Origin of the sequence: Collinsella sp. CLA-JM-H32, assembly GCF_040098165.1 — a bacterium.
Classification (GTDB): domain Bacteria; phylum Actinomycetota; class Coriobacteriia; order Coriobacteriales; family Coriobacteriaceae; genus Collinsella.
This window is the reverse complement of the sequence record NZ_JBBNMZ010000001.1, coordinates 33,907-52,240: the sequence shown is the minus strand read 5'-3', so window position 1 is coordinate 52,240 and position 18,334 is coordinate 33,907. Positions and strand designations below refer to the sequence as shown.

Annotated in this window: 12 protein-coding genes; 8 read left to right on the top strand and 4 right to left on the bottom strand. The window is 57.2% G+C overall.

Translation table 11 applies throughout. The features are described from left to right. The first annotated feature begins 517 nt into the window (after positions 1–517). Positions 518–2,146 (top strand): ABC transporter ATP-binding protein, encoded by a 1,629-nt coding sequence (locus tag AAA021_RS00215; protein ID WP_117564924.1) that lies wholly within the window; start codon positions 518–520, stop codon positions 2,144–2,146. Between the two features lie 886 nt (positions 2,147–3,032). On the opposite strand, the gene AAA021_RS00210 is transcribed toward AAA021_RS00215, so the two are convergent. From AAA021_RS00210 to AAA021_RS00200, 3 genes are all read right to left on the bottom strand, one after another. Further along, the gene (locus AAA021_RS00210) at positions 3,033–3,212 is read right to left on the bottom strand and encodes a hypothetical protein (RefSeq protein ID WP_147324165.1); all 180 of its coding nucleotides are present in this window, start codon (positions 3,210–3,212) and stop codon (positions 3,033–3,035) included. A gap of 30 nt (positions 3,213–3,242) precedes the next feature. Next, the gene (locus AAA021_RS00205; protein WP_124785779.1) at positions 3,243–3,446 is read right to left on the bottom strand and encodes a hypothetical protein; all 204 of its coding nucleotides are present in this window, start codon (positions 3,444–3,446) and stop codon (positions 3,243–3,245) included. Positions 3,447–3,615: 169 nt separating this feature from the next. Continuing rightward, a complete protein-coding gene (locus AAA021_RS00200) occupies positions 3,616–4,974 on the bottom strand; it encodes an SPASM domain-containing protein (RefSeq protein WP_082421808.1) in 1,359 nt (452 codons plus the stop codon). Positions 4,975–5,490: 516 nt separating this feature from the next. Here AAA021_RS00200 and AAA021_RS00195 point away from each other — a divergent pair. The 3 genes from AAA021_RS00195 to arcC all read left to right on the top strand — a co-directional run bounded on the left by AAA021_RS00195 (position 5,491) and on the right by arcC (position 11,614). After that, positions 5,491–5,973, top strand: coding sequence for an FHA domain-containing protein (locus AAA021_RS00195; protein ID WP_349087494.1), 483 nt, complete (start codon positions 5,491–5,493; stop codon positions 5,971–5,973). Between the two features lie 483 nt (positions 5,974–6,456). Next, positions 6,457–9,996: a pyruvate:ferredoxin (flavodoxin) oxidoreductase gene (nifJ, locus tag AAA021_RS00190; RefSeq protein WP_349087493.1), complete on the top strand. Its 3,540-nt coding sequence runs from the start codon at positions 6,457–6,459 to the stop codon at positions 9,994–9,996. 655 nt (positions 9,997–10,651) lie between these two features. Continuing rightward, positions 10,652–11,614 (top strand): carbamate kinase, encoded by a 963-nt coding sequence (gene arcC / locus AAA021_RS00185; protein ID WP_006235166.1) that lies wholly within the window; start codon positions 10,652–10,654, stop codon positions 11,612–11,614. 188 nt (positions 11,615–11,802) lie between these two features. On the opposite strand, the gene AAA021_RS00180 is transcribed toward arcC, so the two are convergent. Further along, positions 11,803–12,804: a C39 family peptidase gene (locus tag AAA021_RS00180; RefSeq protein WP_229090551.1), complete on the bottom strand. Its 1,002-nt coding sequence runs from the start codon at positions 12,802–12,804 to the stop codon at positions 11,803–11,805. A 355-nt stretch (positions 12,805–13,159) separates the two neighbouring features. Between AAA021_RS00180 and AAA021_RS00175 the strand changes: the two genes are divergently transcribed. The 4 genes from AAA021_RS00175 to AAA021_RS00160 all read left to right on the top strand — a co-directional run bounded on the left by AAA021_RS00175 (position 13,160) and on the right by AAA021_RS00160 (position 18,297). Next, positions 13,160–14,611 carry an APC family permease gene (locus AAA021_RS00175; protein ID WP_349087490.1) on the top strand — a complete coding sequence of 484 codons (1,452 nt, stop codon included), beginning with the start codon at positions 13,160–13,162 and terminating at the stop codon, positions 14,609–14,611. Between the two features lie 131 nt (positions 14,612–14,742). Beyond that, on the top strand, positions 14,743–16,020 hold the full coding sequence (locus tag AAA021_RS00170) for an amidohydrolase family protein (RefSeq protein ID WP_349087488.1): 1,278 nt from the start codon (positions 14,743–14,745) through the stop codon (positions 16,018–16,020). Between the two features lie 112 nt (positions 16,021–16,132). Further along, a complete protein-coding gene (locus AAA021_RS00165) occupies positions 16,133–17,524 on the top strand; it encodes a histidine kinase (RefSeq protein WP_349087486.1) in 1,392 nt (463 codons plus the stop codon). Between the two features lie 38 nt (positions 17,525–17,562). Beyond that, positions 17,563–18,297 (top strand): response regulator, encoded by a 735-nt coding sequence (locus AAA021_RS00160; protein ID WP_148332787.1) that lies wholly within the window; start codon positions 17,563–17,565, stop codon positions 18,295–18,297. The last annotated feature ends 37 nt before the right edge of the window (positions 18,298–18,334 follow it).

The following is an 18,334-nucleotide window of genomic DNA, read 5'->3' as shown; positions in this document are numbered from 1 at the left end:
GATGCTGTGTGGCTATTCAATTAATCCGCGTTCCGAATGGGTGCAGGGTATAGCTGCGACATCGTATGCTTTTGACCCGGCGCGATACTCAGATATTTCTGAGGCGGTTGACGAAGTTTATACGCACTATGCCGCGCAAGGCGTTTCGGAAGTTTGCACATCTACGTTACGGGCTTAGGTTTCTTCAAGCGAGCAGGCCGGTTGCGTTATTTCGAGCGATTTTTCTAGTCTAGACGACAAAAGGCAAAGGATTTGATGGGTATAAAACGCGGACGTTTGTGGGCGGATGCTCAAATCTATTGTGGCAATCGGGCGGTTGAAAAAGATATTTCAACCGCCCGATTGCCAGGTTCGTCGGAGGAGATGTCCGATTCCGACTCTCTTGTAGGAAGAGCTTGAGATCGTATTGGCCCAAGGCAATCTTAAAGCAGTCTCATTGGCAAATCTTCGCTCCTGTTGTGTTGAGGTGTAAGGTATCAGTGATTGATGTTTTGTGGCGGGTAGATTGGGGCCTTCCTTGATTCGATGCGTTCTCTCGAGGTTCATCAGAGCAAAAGGGGCTTTCGTCTTCATTGCTATCACGGTGATTGGAACCGCTCTCTCCTATGCCATGCCATACGTGAACGGGAAATTCTTAGATTTTCTTCTCGGTAACCGCAGCGAAAGAGACGCCGTACTCTTCGCGCTCCTGGTTGCGTCAATAGGAGTTTTCTCCACCCTCTTTACTTATTTTGCAGGAACACTTTCCATTCGCATAACCACGAGACTTTCCTTTGATCTTCTCAGGGAGGCCGTCTTGCGTTTTGAAAGAGACGATTACTTGGTGAGTCGGACCATCGATCCAGCCTATACAACGCAACGGATTATTTCCGACTCCAGCGTGGTCTCATCCTTCGTTTTGGCGAATTTTATCAGTGCGCCGCTGTCCATTGTAGCCATTCCCATCGTATTGCTTATCATATGGTCAATTGATTCAACTCTCGCGGTGTTTTCCATCATTCTCCTCATCGTGTATTTCTGTGTAATTACTGGGTTGAGGAAACTTTTGTATAGGGTCACGTATGAGAAGAAAGAGGCGGACAGCGCCTTTTACGCCGCAATTGCATCGCAGCTTAATCAGATTCTCAACATTCAACTGACATCTTCGTACGGCAAGAGCGAACAAGCGCTCGACGCTGGGTTTAAGAGCTATTTTCCCAAAGTTTTGCGCTCCGGAAAGCTATCATATTCTCTGACATCGCTCGATGGTCTTTTCGCAGCGTTGTTTCAAGCGGTGATACTTGTTGTTTCCGGAGTACGAATCATTAACGGAACTATGTCAATAGGCGAGTACACTATCATCGGTACATACTTCGCGGTTCTCTTTAAGACTTTGAAAAGTATGATGTCATTGTTCAAATCCTATCAAGATGCCAAAGCATCATGGGATAGGACGGCTATCGCGACGAGAGAAAAGGAGAGATCGGGGTGGAATCGGACCGATTTAGCTAAACTCGATGAAATAAATGACATTTCGGTATCTGATTTGGAATTCTCGGTTGCCCTTCCAGACGGATCTGTCCGAGAGGTCCTCGGCGGGTTTTCTTTCAAGTTTTCCGGTCCTGGTACATATTGCATAGTTGGGGAAAACGGAAGAGGCAAGACGTCACTTCTTTACTTGATGCTCGGGCTATACTCATCGAAAGGCAAAGTAAAATACAACGGCGTGCCAATCGAAGAATGCGACTTGGATTACATACGTGCGAGAGAGATATCGTGCTGCCCACAGTCGTGCTTCGCGCCGGACGAAACGGTGAAAGAGCTGTTAGAGTATTTCGACACGCCCTTTTCTTCCTATCACCGGGGTGTAGATGGCCTACTTTCGCTGGAAAACAGCGTGAAGGAGTTGCTCGGGAAACGTTGCTCCGCGCTTTCGGGCGGTGAGCTGCGCCGAGTGTACTTATGGTCGGCGATTTCACGCAAGTCGTCAGTTTTGGTACTCGACGAGCCCACGACTGGGTTAGACGCTGTAAGCCGCGCCGAGCTTGCGGCCTATGTTAAGCGCAACAAGCAAAGCCAGCTGATCATCGTTGTCTCTCACGATGACGAGATGGTCGGCGCGGTAGAAGGGGTAGTGGATTTAGGCAGCATGTACCAGGGTAAATGATGACAAGTGTAGTGCTACCCAACTGGCAGAGATAACAAAAAGGCGATGCAGATGCACGTAGCATTCAGGCGGTTCGGACTCGGTGCCTTCACGCCATCGCAACGCTTTCAGATATAGTTCTCGTTCTCTTACTAAAGGAAACTTTAGTCTACGTCATCTTGTCGAGACAGAGGTGAAGCGAAGTGTTGTCGCGACGTATCTTATTCCAGGTGGCTCAGTATCAGCGTGAGAATCGCACCAAAGTGTACTTACGATTCTCGTGTCCCACGGACAACATGAGCTGAGCATTGAGGTTCCACCCTTTGCTGCAACTACACGGGGTTGGACGGCAATGAATATGCCGGGCCGCATACCACGCGCAGCGGGGGTCCATGTCCCAGTATGTTGCCTACAGCAGCCTCGATGTCCACGCACACATCATCTCTGCCTTCGCGTTCAATCCATTTGCCGGAGAGTGCGAGGGTTGCCAGGCCGTAGAATTCGAGCCGAACAAATGAAATGCGGTATCAGCGCATAGGATTAAACTGACGATTGCTTTGCACTGAGAATACGCTTGGAAAGCCGCTATGGGTGGCGGCCCGGGTTAAATAGAGAAGCCCGTCCGATCACTTTCATGTGGCGAACGGTCGGGCTTCTTATTCCACTTGCCAATGCTCGGCTCATATTGGAAGAAAGCTACGCTAATGTTTGCGTGACACTCCTATTTTCTCCGAAGAAAGAGTCGGATAATGAAGAATAGAATTAAAAAAGGTGCCAGATATAACGCAAGTATAAAGGCTAATCCAACGAGACCTTGCAATAATGGCATAACTCCTCCCAGACACGAGATTTTGGTATTTGTTCCCATCTTATTCTGAATTGGACCAAATAGTTCCTAGCCACAAAACTACTCGTCAACTGGATCGCACCAATCTGCTGGCAAAACACAGCTTGATTCTTTATCGACATAGCACCAATCCGCAACAGGGCACTCGGCGATGTCGTAAAAATTGCATATATCAACTCCAAGACAACAAGGCTCAACGGGAGGATGTTCATTTGAACCAACAGGATGGATATGCTTCATAACAGCTCCTCACCTTAATCCAATTAGAGACTACGTTTGATCAATGCCACAGTGATCTACAACGCAGATGCTGCCGCCATCCATGTCATAGTCGCAGTAATCGTATGCACCACAGCCATCTGCTTTATCATAAACAGTACAGATGTCAGTAATGCCCAAGAGGCAGTCAAAAGACATCGGCTTCACGCCTGCCTCGTCGCCACTTCCTGGATTAATCGGATGAATATGCTTCACGACTACCTCCCTTTGAGTGCAGAAAAACCTCAATATTGTGTATAACAAACCAAGATGTCTAGTTCACCATATTTCTAGAATGGTTTCGGCGAACGTAGCAATAAGCTTCGCAGACGGTAATCAGAAGAACGAACACCTCCACAATGGTGACAGCAATGCGCTGAACCGCTTATTCCGATACAGTAGCTTCTCGTTGATTTTTCTCCTGCGAAGATGAGTGGCGGGAAATAAGGTCAAAAGCCATCTCGTAGCACATTTTTCTATATTCACATGATGCAGGGTGTAGACTCTTGGGCAAGTAGCCGTGCTCGTCTGCAGCCTCCCAGCTACAGCCCCCACCACAGAAAGACCGAGCCCAACAGTCCGTACAGTCAATTCTTTTTTCGACACCCTGACTCCAGTTTTCAATATACCTAGTTTCGTCAATTCCGGTGACGATGTTGCCCATTTTGAATCGCATCATCCCGACAAACCTGTGACAGGGGTATACGTCCCCTTCGGGAGTCACGGAAATAAAACGCCTGCCAGCCCCGCATCCGACAAAGGCGATCCTGTTGCTCATAATCAAATCAACTGCAGTTTTCAATGTTCTAAACAAGGGCTTTTCCCCTTGATCAATCTGTTTGAGATATTGATCCGCCAAATCTATTAGGCCCGCCCTGATTTTGTTTAATGAGTGTTCGTCGAGTTTGATATTCTCATCGAATGAGCTCACGGGCGAGAAGTAAATCCTTCTGAAGCCCATCTCTTTAAACTGAAGATAGTCTTCAACAAGGTTACAGTTATTATTTGTTAAGGTCGCTCTTGCGCCGAAGGGGAACGACTCGGAAAAACGACGAACGTTTTTGTCGATATCGGAGAAAGAGCCGCCTCCCGTCTTGTACGGGCGCGATGCATCGTGCTTGCATCCTGTACCATCGAGACTAATCAGAACAGAAAACCCGTGCTCCTTGAAAGAATTCACAGCAGTGTCATTCAAAAGCGTTCCGTTGGTCGTAATAGAATAGGTAAAGTTTCTATTGGGGTATATTCTTTTTGAATAGTCGACCGTTTTCCATATCAGCGGCTCGTTAATCATGGGTTCCCCACCAAAAAAGACGATCGCAAGCGTTTCGTTTTCCGATGAACTTGCGACGAGGTAGTCGACCGCCTTGAAGGCTATCTCGTCTGTCATCAGCAGAGGAGACGTTCCATAATCTCCTTTACCGGCAAAACAGTAACTACAACCAAGGTTGCATGCATGTGAAACGTGGAGTTCGATGGATCTAAGTTTTCGAGGCGTGTCTTTTGTTAAGAAAGTCCGCTCAGACAATCGTTGATACTCATCAATGTCGTCTTCAAGTTCTGCTATGGTCGTTTGGTCGTAGCCTTTCGCAGCAAGTGACTTTGTTAGCAACTTCGAGTTGACCGTTCTTCCCGATGCTTCAAATATGCGAAGCGCATCTTCTGATGCTTGGTCAACCTGAAAGCAATTGCGAGTGACCTCATCGAAGCAGTAACGACGATCACTTACTGAGAAAAAATGCATACGTTCCTCAATTTCATGCTGGACTGGCACTAACCTTGTTTATTGTTGCGCAGCTATAAAAAACCACCAGCGGGGATTCGGTGTGCGGCCCAATCGGACTCCCAAAAGGTTCTATTTGAGACTGGCAAGCTTTGTGTTGTTGGCACTTCGACAGCGCTCTTTATTCCAACATGGAGCCTCGCAGTTTGAGTCGACTTGCCTCTGGAAGGTCCGATCTTAACTTGATTTAGGATGAAAACAGATTACAGGCGCGCTCCTCTAGAAAGAAAGGAAACCAATCGCCGCCTTTCACCAGGAAAGTTTTTATAGCCCACCTCGAGCAAAATGAAAGATGCGAGAGCGATTGGGGAACAACGCGAATCTCCCCTTTTGGGTGGGAGCGAGCCTTCAGCCACCGGCGAACGACTCGCCCTGGTCAGAATCTGGAAGTGGTGCCGGGCCGCTTGGGCCTCCCCGGTGACTTCGTGGGGCTTACCTGCCTGACGTCGAGGAGTACATCCGCAAGATTCGTTCCCTATGCCGTTTGCTCTCACGCCCGCCTTAGTTCCAAGTCGGGCGAGCCGCCGCGCTCATGCGACCCGTGGCGACGACACGTCGACGCCGCGCTCGCTGAGCACATCTTCGGTCGCGGGCGAGCACGAGGTCGCGCCGGCGCATCCGCTGGGACTGCTGTGCGTGCAAAACGGCTACGTGGTGAGCGTCCCGCGCTGGATTCAGCCGAGTGAGGAAGGCGTTGAGATCGGCGCGCTGGCAACGGGGGAGGGCGGCATCACCGACGTCGGCGACGACGTCTCGGCCCGCCATGCCCATATCTGGTGTGACGATTCTGGCACATGGTTTGTCGAGGACCTGTCGTCCACGAACGGCACCGTGGTGGTAAACGGGGCCACGAGTGTGTGTATCCAAGTAGAGCCTGGTCGCTCCGCTCAGCTCAGTCCCGGCGACGAGCTCAAACTCGGCGAATCCACCACCTACGCCATCCTCCTCGGCGCCCTCTAACTCATCCCCCCCCCCAATGAGTTGCGGTGAAATAGGGACTGATTAAGGCCGTTAACAGCAAAAACAGTCCCTATTTCACCGCAACTGCTGTGGGGTTCCAGGGGACTGTGCCCATCGGTGCCGGGCGCACAATAGTCACCCGAGGTAAACCTTTACCGGCCACCTATATTTGCCGAAATATGGCTTGACGGCGGGGTACAATAAACCCGCATGCGGATTTCCGTTGCGGGCGCTTCCCATCGCCGGGGCGTGCCCGGGAGCATCCGGCATGCGGCCTTTGCGGCGCTCGGTCATGTGCAAGACGGGTAGCTGGGCCTGTGGAGCGCGTGCAGCCCTCCTCGCCTTGGCATGCCTTCTCTCCACGCCATGTACCTGCTGCTGAGTCCGCCTGCCAGATGATTGGAAGCAACAACGAAAATCCCATCACGCCAATATCCCGGCGATCGCCGGGGCCTGTATACCTATATGAGAGGAGAGGGGTATATGGCGCGTAAGTTTAAGTCTATGGACGGCAACGAGGCGGCCGCATATGTTTCGTATGCGTACACCGAGGTAGCGGGAATTTATCCCATTACGCCGTCCAGCCCGATGGCCGACCATGTCGACCAGTGGGCGGCCCAGGGTCGCAAGAACATCTTCGGCACCCCGGTCAAGGTCGTCGAGATGGAGTCCGAGGCAGGTGCAGCCGGTACCGTTCACGGTTCGCTGGGCGCCGGTGCTCTGACCACCACCTACACGGCTTCTCAGGGTCTGCTCCTGATGATCCCGAACATGTACAAGATCGCGGGCGAGCAGCTCCCGGGCGTCTTCCACGTCTCCGCGCGTTGCGTCGCTTCGCACGCCCTGAACATCTTCGGTGATCACTCCGACGTCATGGCCTGTCGTCAGACCGGCTTCGCCATGCTCGCCGAGGGCAACGTCCAGGAGGTCATGGACCTCTCGCCGGTGGCTCACCTTGCCGCCATCGAGGGTAAGACCCCGTTCCTTAACTTCTTCGACGGCTTCCGCACCAGCCACGAGATCCAGAAGGTCGCCATGTGGGACTACAAGGATCTGGCCGAGATGTGCGACATGGACGCCGTCCAGGCTTTCCGCGACCACGCGCTCAACCCTGAGCACCCGCACACCCGCGGCAGCCACGAGAACGGCGACATCTTCTTCCAGAACCGCGAGGCCTGCAACAAGGTCTACGACGAGCTTCCCGCCGTCGTCGAGGGCTACATGAAGAAGATCAACGAGAAGCTCGGCACCGATTACGGCCTGTTCAACTACTACGGCGCTCCCGATGCCGACCGCGTCGTCGTGTGCATGGGCTCCTTCTGCGACGTGCTCGAGGAAGTCATCGACTACCTCAACGCTCACGGCGAGAAGGTCGGCCTGGTCAAGGTTCGTCTGTTCCGTCCGTTCTCCATCAAGCACTTCGTCGACGTTCTCCCCGAGACCGTCCAGAAGATCGCCGTCATGGACCGTACCAAGGAGCCGGGTTCCATCGGCGAGCCGCTCTACCAGGACGTCGTCTCCGCTCTCTACGAGGCCGGCAAGACGGGCATCAAGGTCGTCGGCGGCCGTTATGGCCTGGGCAGCAAGGACACGCCTCCCGCGTCCGCGTTCGCTGTCTTCGAGGAGCTCAAGAAGGACGAGCCCAAGCGCGAGTTCACCATCGGCATTGTCGATGACGTGACCAACCTGAGCCTGCCCGAGGCCGAGGATGCGCCCAACACCGCAGCCCCCGGCACCATCGAGTGCAAGTTCTGGGGTCTGGGTGGCGACGGTACCGTCGGCGCCAACAAGAACTCGATCAAGATCATCGGCGACCACACCGACAAGTACGTCCAGGCCTACTTCCAGTACGACTCCAAGAAGACCGGCGGCGTCACCGTCTCGCACCTGCGCTTTGGTGATTCCCCGATCCGCTCGCCGTACTACGTGACCAAGGCCGACTTTGTCGCCTGCCACAACCCCAGCTACATCGTTAAGGGCTTCAAGATGGTTCGCGACGTCAAGCCGGGCGGCACCTTCCTGGTCAACTGCCAGTGGAGCGACGAGGAGTTCGCCGAGCACATGCCCGCCGTGGCCAAGCGCTACATCGCGAACAACAACGTCAACGTCTACCTGATCGACGCTATCGACCTGGCTGCCAAGGTCGGCATGGGCAAGCGCACCAACACGGTGCTCCAGTCCGCCTTCTTCGCGCTGGCCAAGGTCCTGCCCGCCGAGGACGCCCTGCAGTACATGAAGGACGCGGCTACCAAGTCTTACATGAAGAAGGGCCAGGCCATCGTCGACGCCAACCACAAGGCCATCGATGCCGGCGCTACCGCCTTCCGTAAGTTCGAGGTTCCGGCCGACTGGGCTACCGCCGAGGATGCCGCTCCCGTCGAGCTCTCCGAGGAGACCAAGTCCGCTATCGCCCAGCAGGTCAAGAACCTGCTCGAGCCCATCGATCGCATGGATGGCGACAGCCTGCCCGTTTCCGCCTTCGTCGATTGCGCCGACGGCCAGTTTGAGCTGGGCGCCTCCGCATACGAGAAGCGCGGCGTCGCCGTGGTCGTTCCCCACTGGGACGAGACCAAGTGCATCCAGTGCAACCAGTGCGCCTACGTGTGCCCGCATGCCACCATCCGTCCGTTCGCGATGACCGAGGACGAGGCTGCTGCCGCGCCCGAGGCTACCCGCACGCTCGACGCCATGGGCCCCAAGGCCAAGGGCATGAAGTTCACCATGGCTGTGTCCCCGCTCGACTGCATGGGCTGCACCAACTGCGTCAAGGTCTGCCCCAAGGGCGCCCTCGAGATGGTTCCCACCGAGCAGGAGATGGACCAGCAGCCCGTTTGGGACTACATGGTCGAGAACGTCTCCGAGAAGAAGGAGCTCATCGCGGCCAACGTCAAGGGTAGCCAGTTTAAGCAGCCCTACCTGGAGTTCTCCGGCTCCTGCGCCGGCTGCGCCGAGACCGCCTATGCACGTCTGGTGACCCAGGTCGCCGGCGACCGCATGTTCATTTCCAACGCCACCGGCTGCTCCTCCATTTGGGGCAACCCCGCTGCCACCGCTCCTTACTGCAAGGACAAGGACGGTCACGGCCCGGCGTGGAACAACTCCCTGTTCGAGGACAATGCCGAGCACGGTCTGGGCATGGCCGTCGGTTACGAGGCCGTCCAGCACAAGCTGATCGCTGCTACCCAGGACATCATCGCTGCCGATGGTCCGTCCGATGAGCTCAAGGCTGCCGGCCAGGCTTGGATCGACTCCGTCAACGACACCGAGGCTTCCAAGACCGCTGCCGCTGCCTACGTTGCCGAGCTCGAGAAGTGCGGCTGCGACGCCTCCAAGGCGATCCTCGCCGACAAGGCTTACCTCACCAAGAAGTCCTTCTGGATCTTCGGCGGCGACGGTTGGGCCTACGACATCGGCTTCGGTGGCCTGGATCACGTCCTGGCTTCCGGCCACAACGTCAACGTCTTCGTCTTCGACACCGAGGTTTACTCCAACACCGGTGGTCAGGCCTCCAAGGCCTCGAATCTGGGCCAGGTCGCTCAGTTCGCCGCTGCCGGTAAGGTGACCAAGAAGAAGTCCCTGGCCGAGATCGCCATGAGCTACGGCTACGTCTACGTGGCGCAGGTCGCCATGGGCGCCAACCCGGCTCAGACCCTCAAGGCCATCCACGAGGCCGAGGCCTACGACGGTCCGTCCCTCATCATCGGCTACAGCCCCTGCGAGATGCACTCCATCAAGAAGGGTGGCATGCAGAACTGCCAGGCCGAGATGAAGAAGGCTGTCGAGTGCGGTTACTGGAACCTCTTCCGCTTCAACCCCGAGGCTGCTGCCGGCAAGAAGTTCTCGCTCGATTCCAAGGAGCCCGCGGGCGGTTATCAGGAGTTCCTGATGAACGAGGCCCGTTACGCTTCGCTGACGCGTTCCTTCCCCGAGCGCGCCGAGGAGCTCTTCAAGGAGAACGAGCAGGCCGCTATGGACCGCTACGCTCACCTGCTGAAGCTCAAGACGGTGTACAACGAGGCCTAGGTCTCCCACCGCAGGATCTGAGGACTGACCTTCGCGGACGTCCTCGGACATGAAAGAACCCCCGCTGCGCACTACGTGCGGCGGGGGTTCTTTCGTCCTGCGGAGCGTCCGCAAAGGTCAGCCCTCAGATCCTGCTACGACTACGTCCTTGGATTGTGTGGGCGGATGAAGGACGTAGTTGGTCGGGTATTCCGTCCCCTTCGCTGTTTCGCGGCTTTGCCGCGAAACCTCGCGCCACTTTGGGGATGGATGGGGGACTTGGCTGTTGCCGCCTTTTCGGAGCCTTTCTTTATTCCTTTTGCTGGATGAAAAGCCCCTTGTTTTTGCAGGGGTGCATACTCGACTTATAAGTGCATAGAATCTCGTATAGTGCGAGTAAGATATTGCGCTGCCTGTTTTGTGTTTAGCAAAGATATAGTTTGCATAATCTGGTCTAATCCCTGCTCTATTAAAATAAAGTTGCACGTAAATGGCGTAGATATGCTTGAGCTGGAGTTCTGTACGCTGAGCGGATAAAAACGACCGTTCACCGTTCCGCTATTTTCAAAATGAATAAAATGAGCGATAAAGAGAATATAAACCTTAATAAACTCGCGTATCGCACGGACGCGGGTTATTAATGGGTTGTAGGCCTTTTACAGAAAGGATTCCAGCAATGTCTAAGCCTCTTGGCAAGCCCGATCGTATTGTCGTCGCCCTTGGCGGCAACGCCCTCGGCAACAACCCCGTCGAGCAGATCGAGGCCGTGAGCAACACCGCCCATGCCCTCCTCGGCCTCATCGAGCAGGGCAACGAGATCATCATCACCCACGGCAACGGCCCGCAGGTCGGCATGATCCAGAACGCCTTCGCCGCTGCCCACGATGCCATCGGTACCCCCGAGATGCCGCTGCCCGAGTGCGGCGCCATGTCCCAGGGCTACATTGGTTATCACCTGCAGCAGGGCATCGGCCGCGAGATGCACAAGCGCTATAAGCGTTGGCACGCCGCCACCGTCGTCACCCAGATCGAGTGCGACCCGGATGATCCCGCGTTCAAGAACCCGACCAAGCCGATCGGCCCCTTCTACACCGAGGAGCAGGCCAAGGAGTTCATGGCCGAGGATCCCTCCAAGGTCTTCGTCGAGGATTCCGGCCGCGGCTGGCGTCGCGTCGTCGCCTCCCCCGATCCCAAGAAGATCGTCGAGGCTGACTCCATCCTTAACCTGCTCGACAACGAGTTCATCGTCATCGCCTGCGGTGGCGGCGGCATCCCCGTCGTCCGCGACTACGAGAACAAGGGCTGCTACAAGGGCGTTCCCGCCGTCATCGACAAGGACCTGGGCGGCGAGCTGCTGGCCGAGGACTGCGACGCCGACGTTCTGTTCCTGCTGACCGCCGTTGAGCATGTCGCCATCAACTTTGGCAAGCCCAACCAGGAGGAGCTCGAGGACCTCACCGCCGACGAGGCCGAGCGCCTGGCCGACGAGGGCCAGTTCGGCAAGGGTTCCATGGAGCCCAAGGTCCGCGCTGCCATCAAGTTCGCCCGTTCCCGCAAGGGCCGCACCTGCATCATCGGCGCTCTGGACAAGGCCGCCGAGACCATGGCTGGCCTCTCCGGTACCCGCATCCACGAGTAGTCTCTACTCTGTTGCCTCTCTCGTGGGCGCCAGGCAAAGCGCCCACAAACTAGCCTCTCTTCATGAGCCCCGCAGTCCGCTCCGACTGCGGGGCTTTTGCTATTCACCTAGTCATTGGGGACGTTCTTAAATGACTAGTCAAACAAGAGCGTCCCCAATGACCACTCATTTAAGTCTGTCCCCAATGACTAGTAGTAGGCCCACATGGCTTCGACTTCGTTGAGGACCTCTACGACGCCCCAGCGGCGGGCGCTGCGGCTGGCCGAGTTGGGGTCGTAGACGCCAATCTGGTTGGCGTCGTCGATGCCGTAGAGCACGATGTAGTGGCCTACGTTGGTAAACGTACCGGGGCGCACTGCGGCGATGACGGGCGCACCCGAGCGAAGTGCTTGGGTAATCGATTCGCGATCGTTATAGAGCTGTGTTCCGTTGAGCCCCAGCTGCCACGCACCGCCTGTCATAAACGACCACTCGGTGGCACCGGTGGGGGCGTAGTTGCCGGCTTCGGCCAGTGCGCATATATCGACCGGCGTCTTATCGGTGTGGCCGGTCTTAAAGATATAGACCATGGTGAGGCAAGTGGGACCGCAAGCGTTTTCGCGAATAGTGCCGCCGGCATAGGGCAGCTCCGACCATGCGGGGTCAATTTGGTAGATGTGGGGCATGGCGCCGGCCTGCCATTGCGAGCGTGGGGTCGAGAACGCAAAGGAGTAACCGGGCGCGACGGGAGCTTTAAGCAGCTTGTCCTCGGCAGTGGGCTCAAGACCGGCTGATCCGTGGGAGATACAGGATCCCAAAAACACAAAGACGAGGCAGGCGGCGATGGAGCAAAGCGCAAGGCGTAGGCGGCGGGCCGGAAGCGCGTGGCTTGTGGTGTGCGACGCGGGGTGAGGGGCGGAATTGCCGCGATCGCGTTGAGGTCGCGAAAAGGAGCGCTTGACGTAGTAGTCGGTCTTACGGCGATCGTAGCGGCGTGGCTGCAATGTGTCGGTCTGACGTTGGCGTGTGCTCGTACTCACGCGGTCTGACTGCTGCACGGTACGGCTTTGCTGCCGCGAAGAAGCCCCGGGCTGCTCTTGGGGGCGCTGCGGGTTGTCGTTGTCGGAGGTGCTTCTGGGCGTTGGCGTGGTGCGGCCGGCAAGGCGCACGCTTTGTGGCCGTTGGTCGCCGTCATTGTATCCGTATGCCATTCGAATCACCTTGCCTCATGTGTAACTTGTCTATCCTACATAAAAAGATGCACGACACATGGGTATGTGCGCCAAAAGCCCGACAAATGGTATGAACGTTGCCGCGCCGCGCGCCAAGCGTCACGGCAACAGGTCTTCAAAAGCAGACAAGATGAAAACGTCCAAGACGAATGACGTCTCCCGCCGTTCGTCCCAAAAACGGCGCCGCTCGTTTTGCAGTTCTGCCTTCGGTCGAGCTACAAGCGGCGCTGCTGTGCCAAGGCCGTATCTTAAAGCCACGAAATAAAAGCGCGCGGCAAAACAGACCGCGCAAGGGGTGACGTCAAGGGGCGTCAAAAAGGAAAGGAGGGGAACAATGGCGGACAAGAACGCAGAGGTTGCAGTCGAGGATAACGGCGGCATGAAGAAAACGCTCTCGCTCTGGAACTTCTTCACCATCGGTTTCGGTGCCATCATCGGTACCGGTTGGGTTCTGCAGGTCGGCGACTGGATGGTCGTGGGCGGCGGTCCCGTTCCCGCTATGATCGCATTCCTCTTGGGTGCAATCTTCCTCGTGCCCGTCGGAGCTGTTTTCGGTGAGCTCACGGCTGCTATCCCCATCTCGGGCGGCATCGTCGAGTATGTCGATCGTAGCTTTGGCCGTACGCTGAGCTACATCACCGGATGGCTTTTGGCCCTGGGCAACGGCATCCTGTGCCCGTGGGAGGCCATTGCCATTTCGACCCTCGTGTCCGAGATGTTCGGTAGCCTGCCCGGTCTTGAGTGGCTGCGCGCCGTCAAGCTCTACACCATCCTGGGGGCCGACGTCTACCTGTTCCCGACGCTGATCGCGCTCGGCTTTGCAGTCTACGTCATCTTCCTCAACTTCCGCGGTGCCAGCTCGGCCGCCAAGCTCCAGGCCTTCCTGACCAAGGCCCTGCTCTGCGGCATGCTGCTCGCCATGGGCGTCTCGCTGTTCACCGGCTCGCCGGACAACGCCATGCCCGTGTTCTCCCAGGTCGCCGGCGCTGGCGGCGGCAAGGCCGCTACCGAGAGCACCAGCCTGTTCGCCGGCATCGTGTCGGTCCTGGTTCTGACTCCGTTCTTCTACGCCGGTTTCGACACCATTCCTCAGCAGGCTGAGGAAGCAGCCGAGGGCCTCAACTGGAACAAGTTCGGCAAGATCATCTCCCTGGCCCTGCTGGCCGCTGGCGGCTTCTACATGGTCTGCATCTACTCGTTCGGCACCATCCTCGACTGGCATGAGTTTGTTAAGAGCCCGGTTCCCGCGCTTGCCTGCCTCAAGGGCATCAACATGCTTCTGTACCTGGCCATGCTCGTCATCGCCACGCTTGGACCCATGGGTCCGATGAACTCCTTCTACGGCGCCACGAGCCGCATCATGCTCGCCATGGGCCGCAAGGGCCAGCTGCCCGAGCAGTTCGCCGAGGTCGACCCCAAGTCCGGCGCTCCCAAGCTCGCCTGCGTCGTTCTGGGCGTCATCACCGTCGTCGGTCCGTTCCTGGGCAAGAACATGCTCATCCCTCTGACCAACGTGTCGGCTCTCGCCTTCATCTTCTCCTGCGGCATGGTCGCCCTCGCTTGCCTGCGTATGCGCTTCACCGAGCCCGACCTGCCTCGTCCCTACGAGGTGCCCGGCGGCAAGTTTGGCATCTGCCTCGCTATCGCTGCCTGCGCCATCATCATCGGCCTGCTCGTGATTCCGTTCTCTCCCGCCTCCCTCAACATGGTGGAGTGGAGCATCGTGATCGGCTGGTTGGCTATTGGCCTGGCTCTCATGGCCTTCACCAATTCCCGCAAAAAGTAACGCCGAGCCGGGGCGGATCAGGTGCGCGGGACCCTCTCTTCCGCGCACCGAACCCGGCACCACTTGGGTAGCTTTGTGAGGCCTTAACCCAATACGGCCTCGCCCACTATATGGATCCATAAGGAGGAACCATGTCCACTAAGTATGCAATCGTTGGCGGCAAGCTCATCGACGGTACCGGTGCCGAGCCGGTCGAGAACTCCCTCGTTCTCGTCGACGACAACGGCAAGATCGAGTACGCCGGCACTATGCAGGACCTTCCCGAGGGCGTTGAGGTCATCGACGCCGCCGGCAAGACCGTCCTTCCCGGCCTGATCGACACCCACCTGCACTTCTCGGGCAACTTGACCGACGATGACACCGACTGGGTCATGCAGCCGCTCCTCGAGAAGCAGGCCGTCGCCGTCAAGCAGGCCTACGACTGCCTCACCCACGGCCTCACCACCGTCTGCGAGATCGGCCGCTTTGGTATCCAGATCCGTGACTGCATCGACAAGGGCGTCTTCAAGGGCCCGCGCGTTCTGGCCACCGGCCTTGGCTTCTGCCGCGTTGCCGGCCACGGCGACTCCCACCACTGCAGCCAGGAGCTCAACAAGGAATCGCACCCCTGGGGCGATCAGGTCGACGGTCCTTGGGATCTGCGCAAGGCCGTCCGCCGTCGCCTGCGTGAGAACCCCGATGCCATCAAGATCTGGGCTACCGGTGGCGGCATCTGGCGCTGGGACTCCGGCCGCGACCAGCACTACTGCTCCGAGGAGATCCAGGCCGTGGTCGAAGAGGCAAAGATGGTCGGCATCCCCGTGTGGAGCCACTGCTACAACAACCACGCCGCTGCCTACGATTCCGTTCGCTTTGGCTGCGAACAGCTGATTCACGGTTTCGATATCGATGAGCGCACCATGGACCTCATGGCCGAGCAGGGCACCTTCTTCACCCCGACGATCGCCTTCCTGCCCACCTGGTACGCCACCTATCCGCCCGTCTACGTCCCCGAGCTGCACGACAAGTACGAGGGCACCCTGGTCGAGAAGGAGCTGCAGCGCAACTACGACTGCCTGCGCGAGGCCAAGAAGCGCGGCGTCGTCATGACGATCGGCTCCGACTCCTTCTCCTTCGTCACCCCGTACGGCACCTGCTCCATCGAGGAGATGTACGAGTTCGTCGACAAGATCGGCTTCACTCCGGTCGAGACCATCACCTGCGCCACCCTCAACGGTGCCAAGATGTGCCACATCGAGGACGAGACCGGGTCCATCGAGGCCGGCAAGTGCGCCGACCTGCTGGTCGTCAACGGTGACGTCGCCGCCGACATCCACGTGCTCAACACCGACAACATGGACGTCATCATGAAGGACGGCTGGATTGTCGAGGGCGGCACCTTCGGCGAGGCAAACAAGTACAGCGCCTAAGCTACCGTTCATCGATGGCTTGATGTAAAACACAGTATTTGATTGCATAATGCAATGGAGAGGGTCGCTTGCGGCCCTCTCCATTGCTATGGGGTGCGTCGGTAAGAAGGAGATGACGGTGGATCTCAATAGGCTGATTCTGGGCAAGAGCTACAACTCTACCAAGGTCTTTCGTACCGCTCAGCATGTGGTTCAAGCCATCTTGCTCGGTATTGTCGTTCCGCTGCTTATCCTGCTGCTCATCTGGGATCTAACCGATAATCCCAATCCCGTTCCGGCCGTTGTCGTCATTGCCGGCTTGGTCATGCTGTGCTTCTTCTTCTCGTACGTCTTTGTCGTTCCCGACGACCTCACATCGAGCGCAACCGACCGCACGCTCGCCATCGCTTCAAAAATATTCGCCTACACGTCGCGCGGCCTTACGCCCGAAGCTGCCCTGGGCGCCTCTAAGATCATCCTGTCCGAAACTATCGCCTCTGCCATCTGCTTTACCGACGGCAAGCAGGTGTTGGCAAGCTGGGGCGAGGACTCGGCAAAATGCCCCGCGGGCACCCCGGTGGTGCTGCGGACTACGCTCAACGTGATCAACAGCGGTGAGCAAAGCGTGTTCTCGCGCGATGCCTCGACCGAGACAGGTGGCTACTTTCCGCGTCTGCGCGCCGGTATTGTCGCACCGCTTACCGTGCGCGGGCATTGCGTGGGCACGCTCGAGCTGTATTATCCCCGTCTGAGCAGCATCGATATGCGCCAGACGGCGCTTGCCTCGGGCTTTGCCGACCTCATTTCCACGCAGCTTGCGAGCTTTGAGCTCGAGCGCCAGGACGAGCTTACGGCCCGCGTGGAGCTGCGCGCCTTGCAATCGCAGGTCGATCCTCATTTTCTGTTTAACACCATCAGCACCATCGTGTCGCTCGTACGTACCGAGCCGGACAAGGCAAGGTCGCTGCTGATCGACTTTTCCAATTACTACCGTCAGACGCTTTCTGATTCCGATACCCTCACAACGCTCGAGCACGAGGTGGAACAGGGCACTCGCTATATCAATCTTATGCAGGCTCGTTATGGCGACGGCCGTCTGCGCGTCTCGGTCGATATCGACTTTGAGGTGCGCGATTGCATGGTGCCGCCGTTTATCTTGCAGCCGTTGCTCGAAAACTGCATCAAGCACGCGCAGCGCGAGACCGAGCCGCTTTCTATTCATGTTAGGGCTTTCGAGACCGATGACGGTTTGGAGATCATCGTCGAGGACGATGGCATCGGTATGAGCGAAGAAGTCTGCGCGCATCTGTTTGAGCAACATCGCCTGGAGGAGCCCGAGAGCATTACCGCCGACGGTTCCATCAAACGAGGCTGCGGCCTGGCGCTCTTTAACGTACTTCAGCGCATCCATTTCTTTTACGGAGAAGATTCCGGCATGCGCGTGAAGTCCCAGGAGGGCGTGGGAACGCAGGTCATCGTCGAGCTGAACGGCGAGCCGCATGAGCCGGCGCCGTTGACGGCGTAGCACGCGGTTGGATTGAGAGAAAAAGAGGGGAAGCACATATGTCCGAAGGCTGGAACATCTTGGTGGTTGATGACGAGCCTCCCATTAGGGCTGAGCTACGCTATCTGTTGGAAAAGGATACGCGTGTGGGTCAGATTGCCGAGGCGGGCAATGTCACCGAAGCCGTGGAGTCGATTCTGTCGAACAAGCCCGACGTGTTGTTTTTAGACATTACCATGCCCGGTCGCTCGGGAATTGAGCTTGCCGAGACGCTGCAGAACCTAAAGACGCCGCCGGTGGTTGTGTTTGTGACGGCGTTTGCCGAGTATGCGGCTGATGCCTATAACCTCGATGCGGTCGACTATGTCGTCAAGCCGGTCGAGGACGCACGCCTGTCAAAGGCACTCGACAAGATCGAGGCAGCCTTGGGTGTCCGTCGTGTTATCCACGCTCCGCGCCAGCCTTTGCGTCTGACGGTGGACCGCGGGGGCAAAAAGGTGTTCATTCCCGCCGCAGACGTCTGCTACTTTGAGGCGCGTGCCGATTTTTGCAACGCCGTCTGCGCCGAGGGAACATACCTGATCAATGAGTCGATTTCCTCGCTCGAGCGGCGCCTGGCCCCCGAGGGCTTTATCCGTGTCCACCGCAGCTATCTGGTCAATTTGGAGGACGTGCACAATGTCGAGATCGGTTCCACGGGTCTTATGGAGCTCAGGCTCGATCGCGTAACCTCGACGGTGCCCGTGTCCCGCCGTCGCGCTGCCGAGGTTAAAGCACACTTGGGGCTTGCGTAGACGGTCTGCGTGCCGTCGTTTACCATCGCAGGTTTGG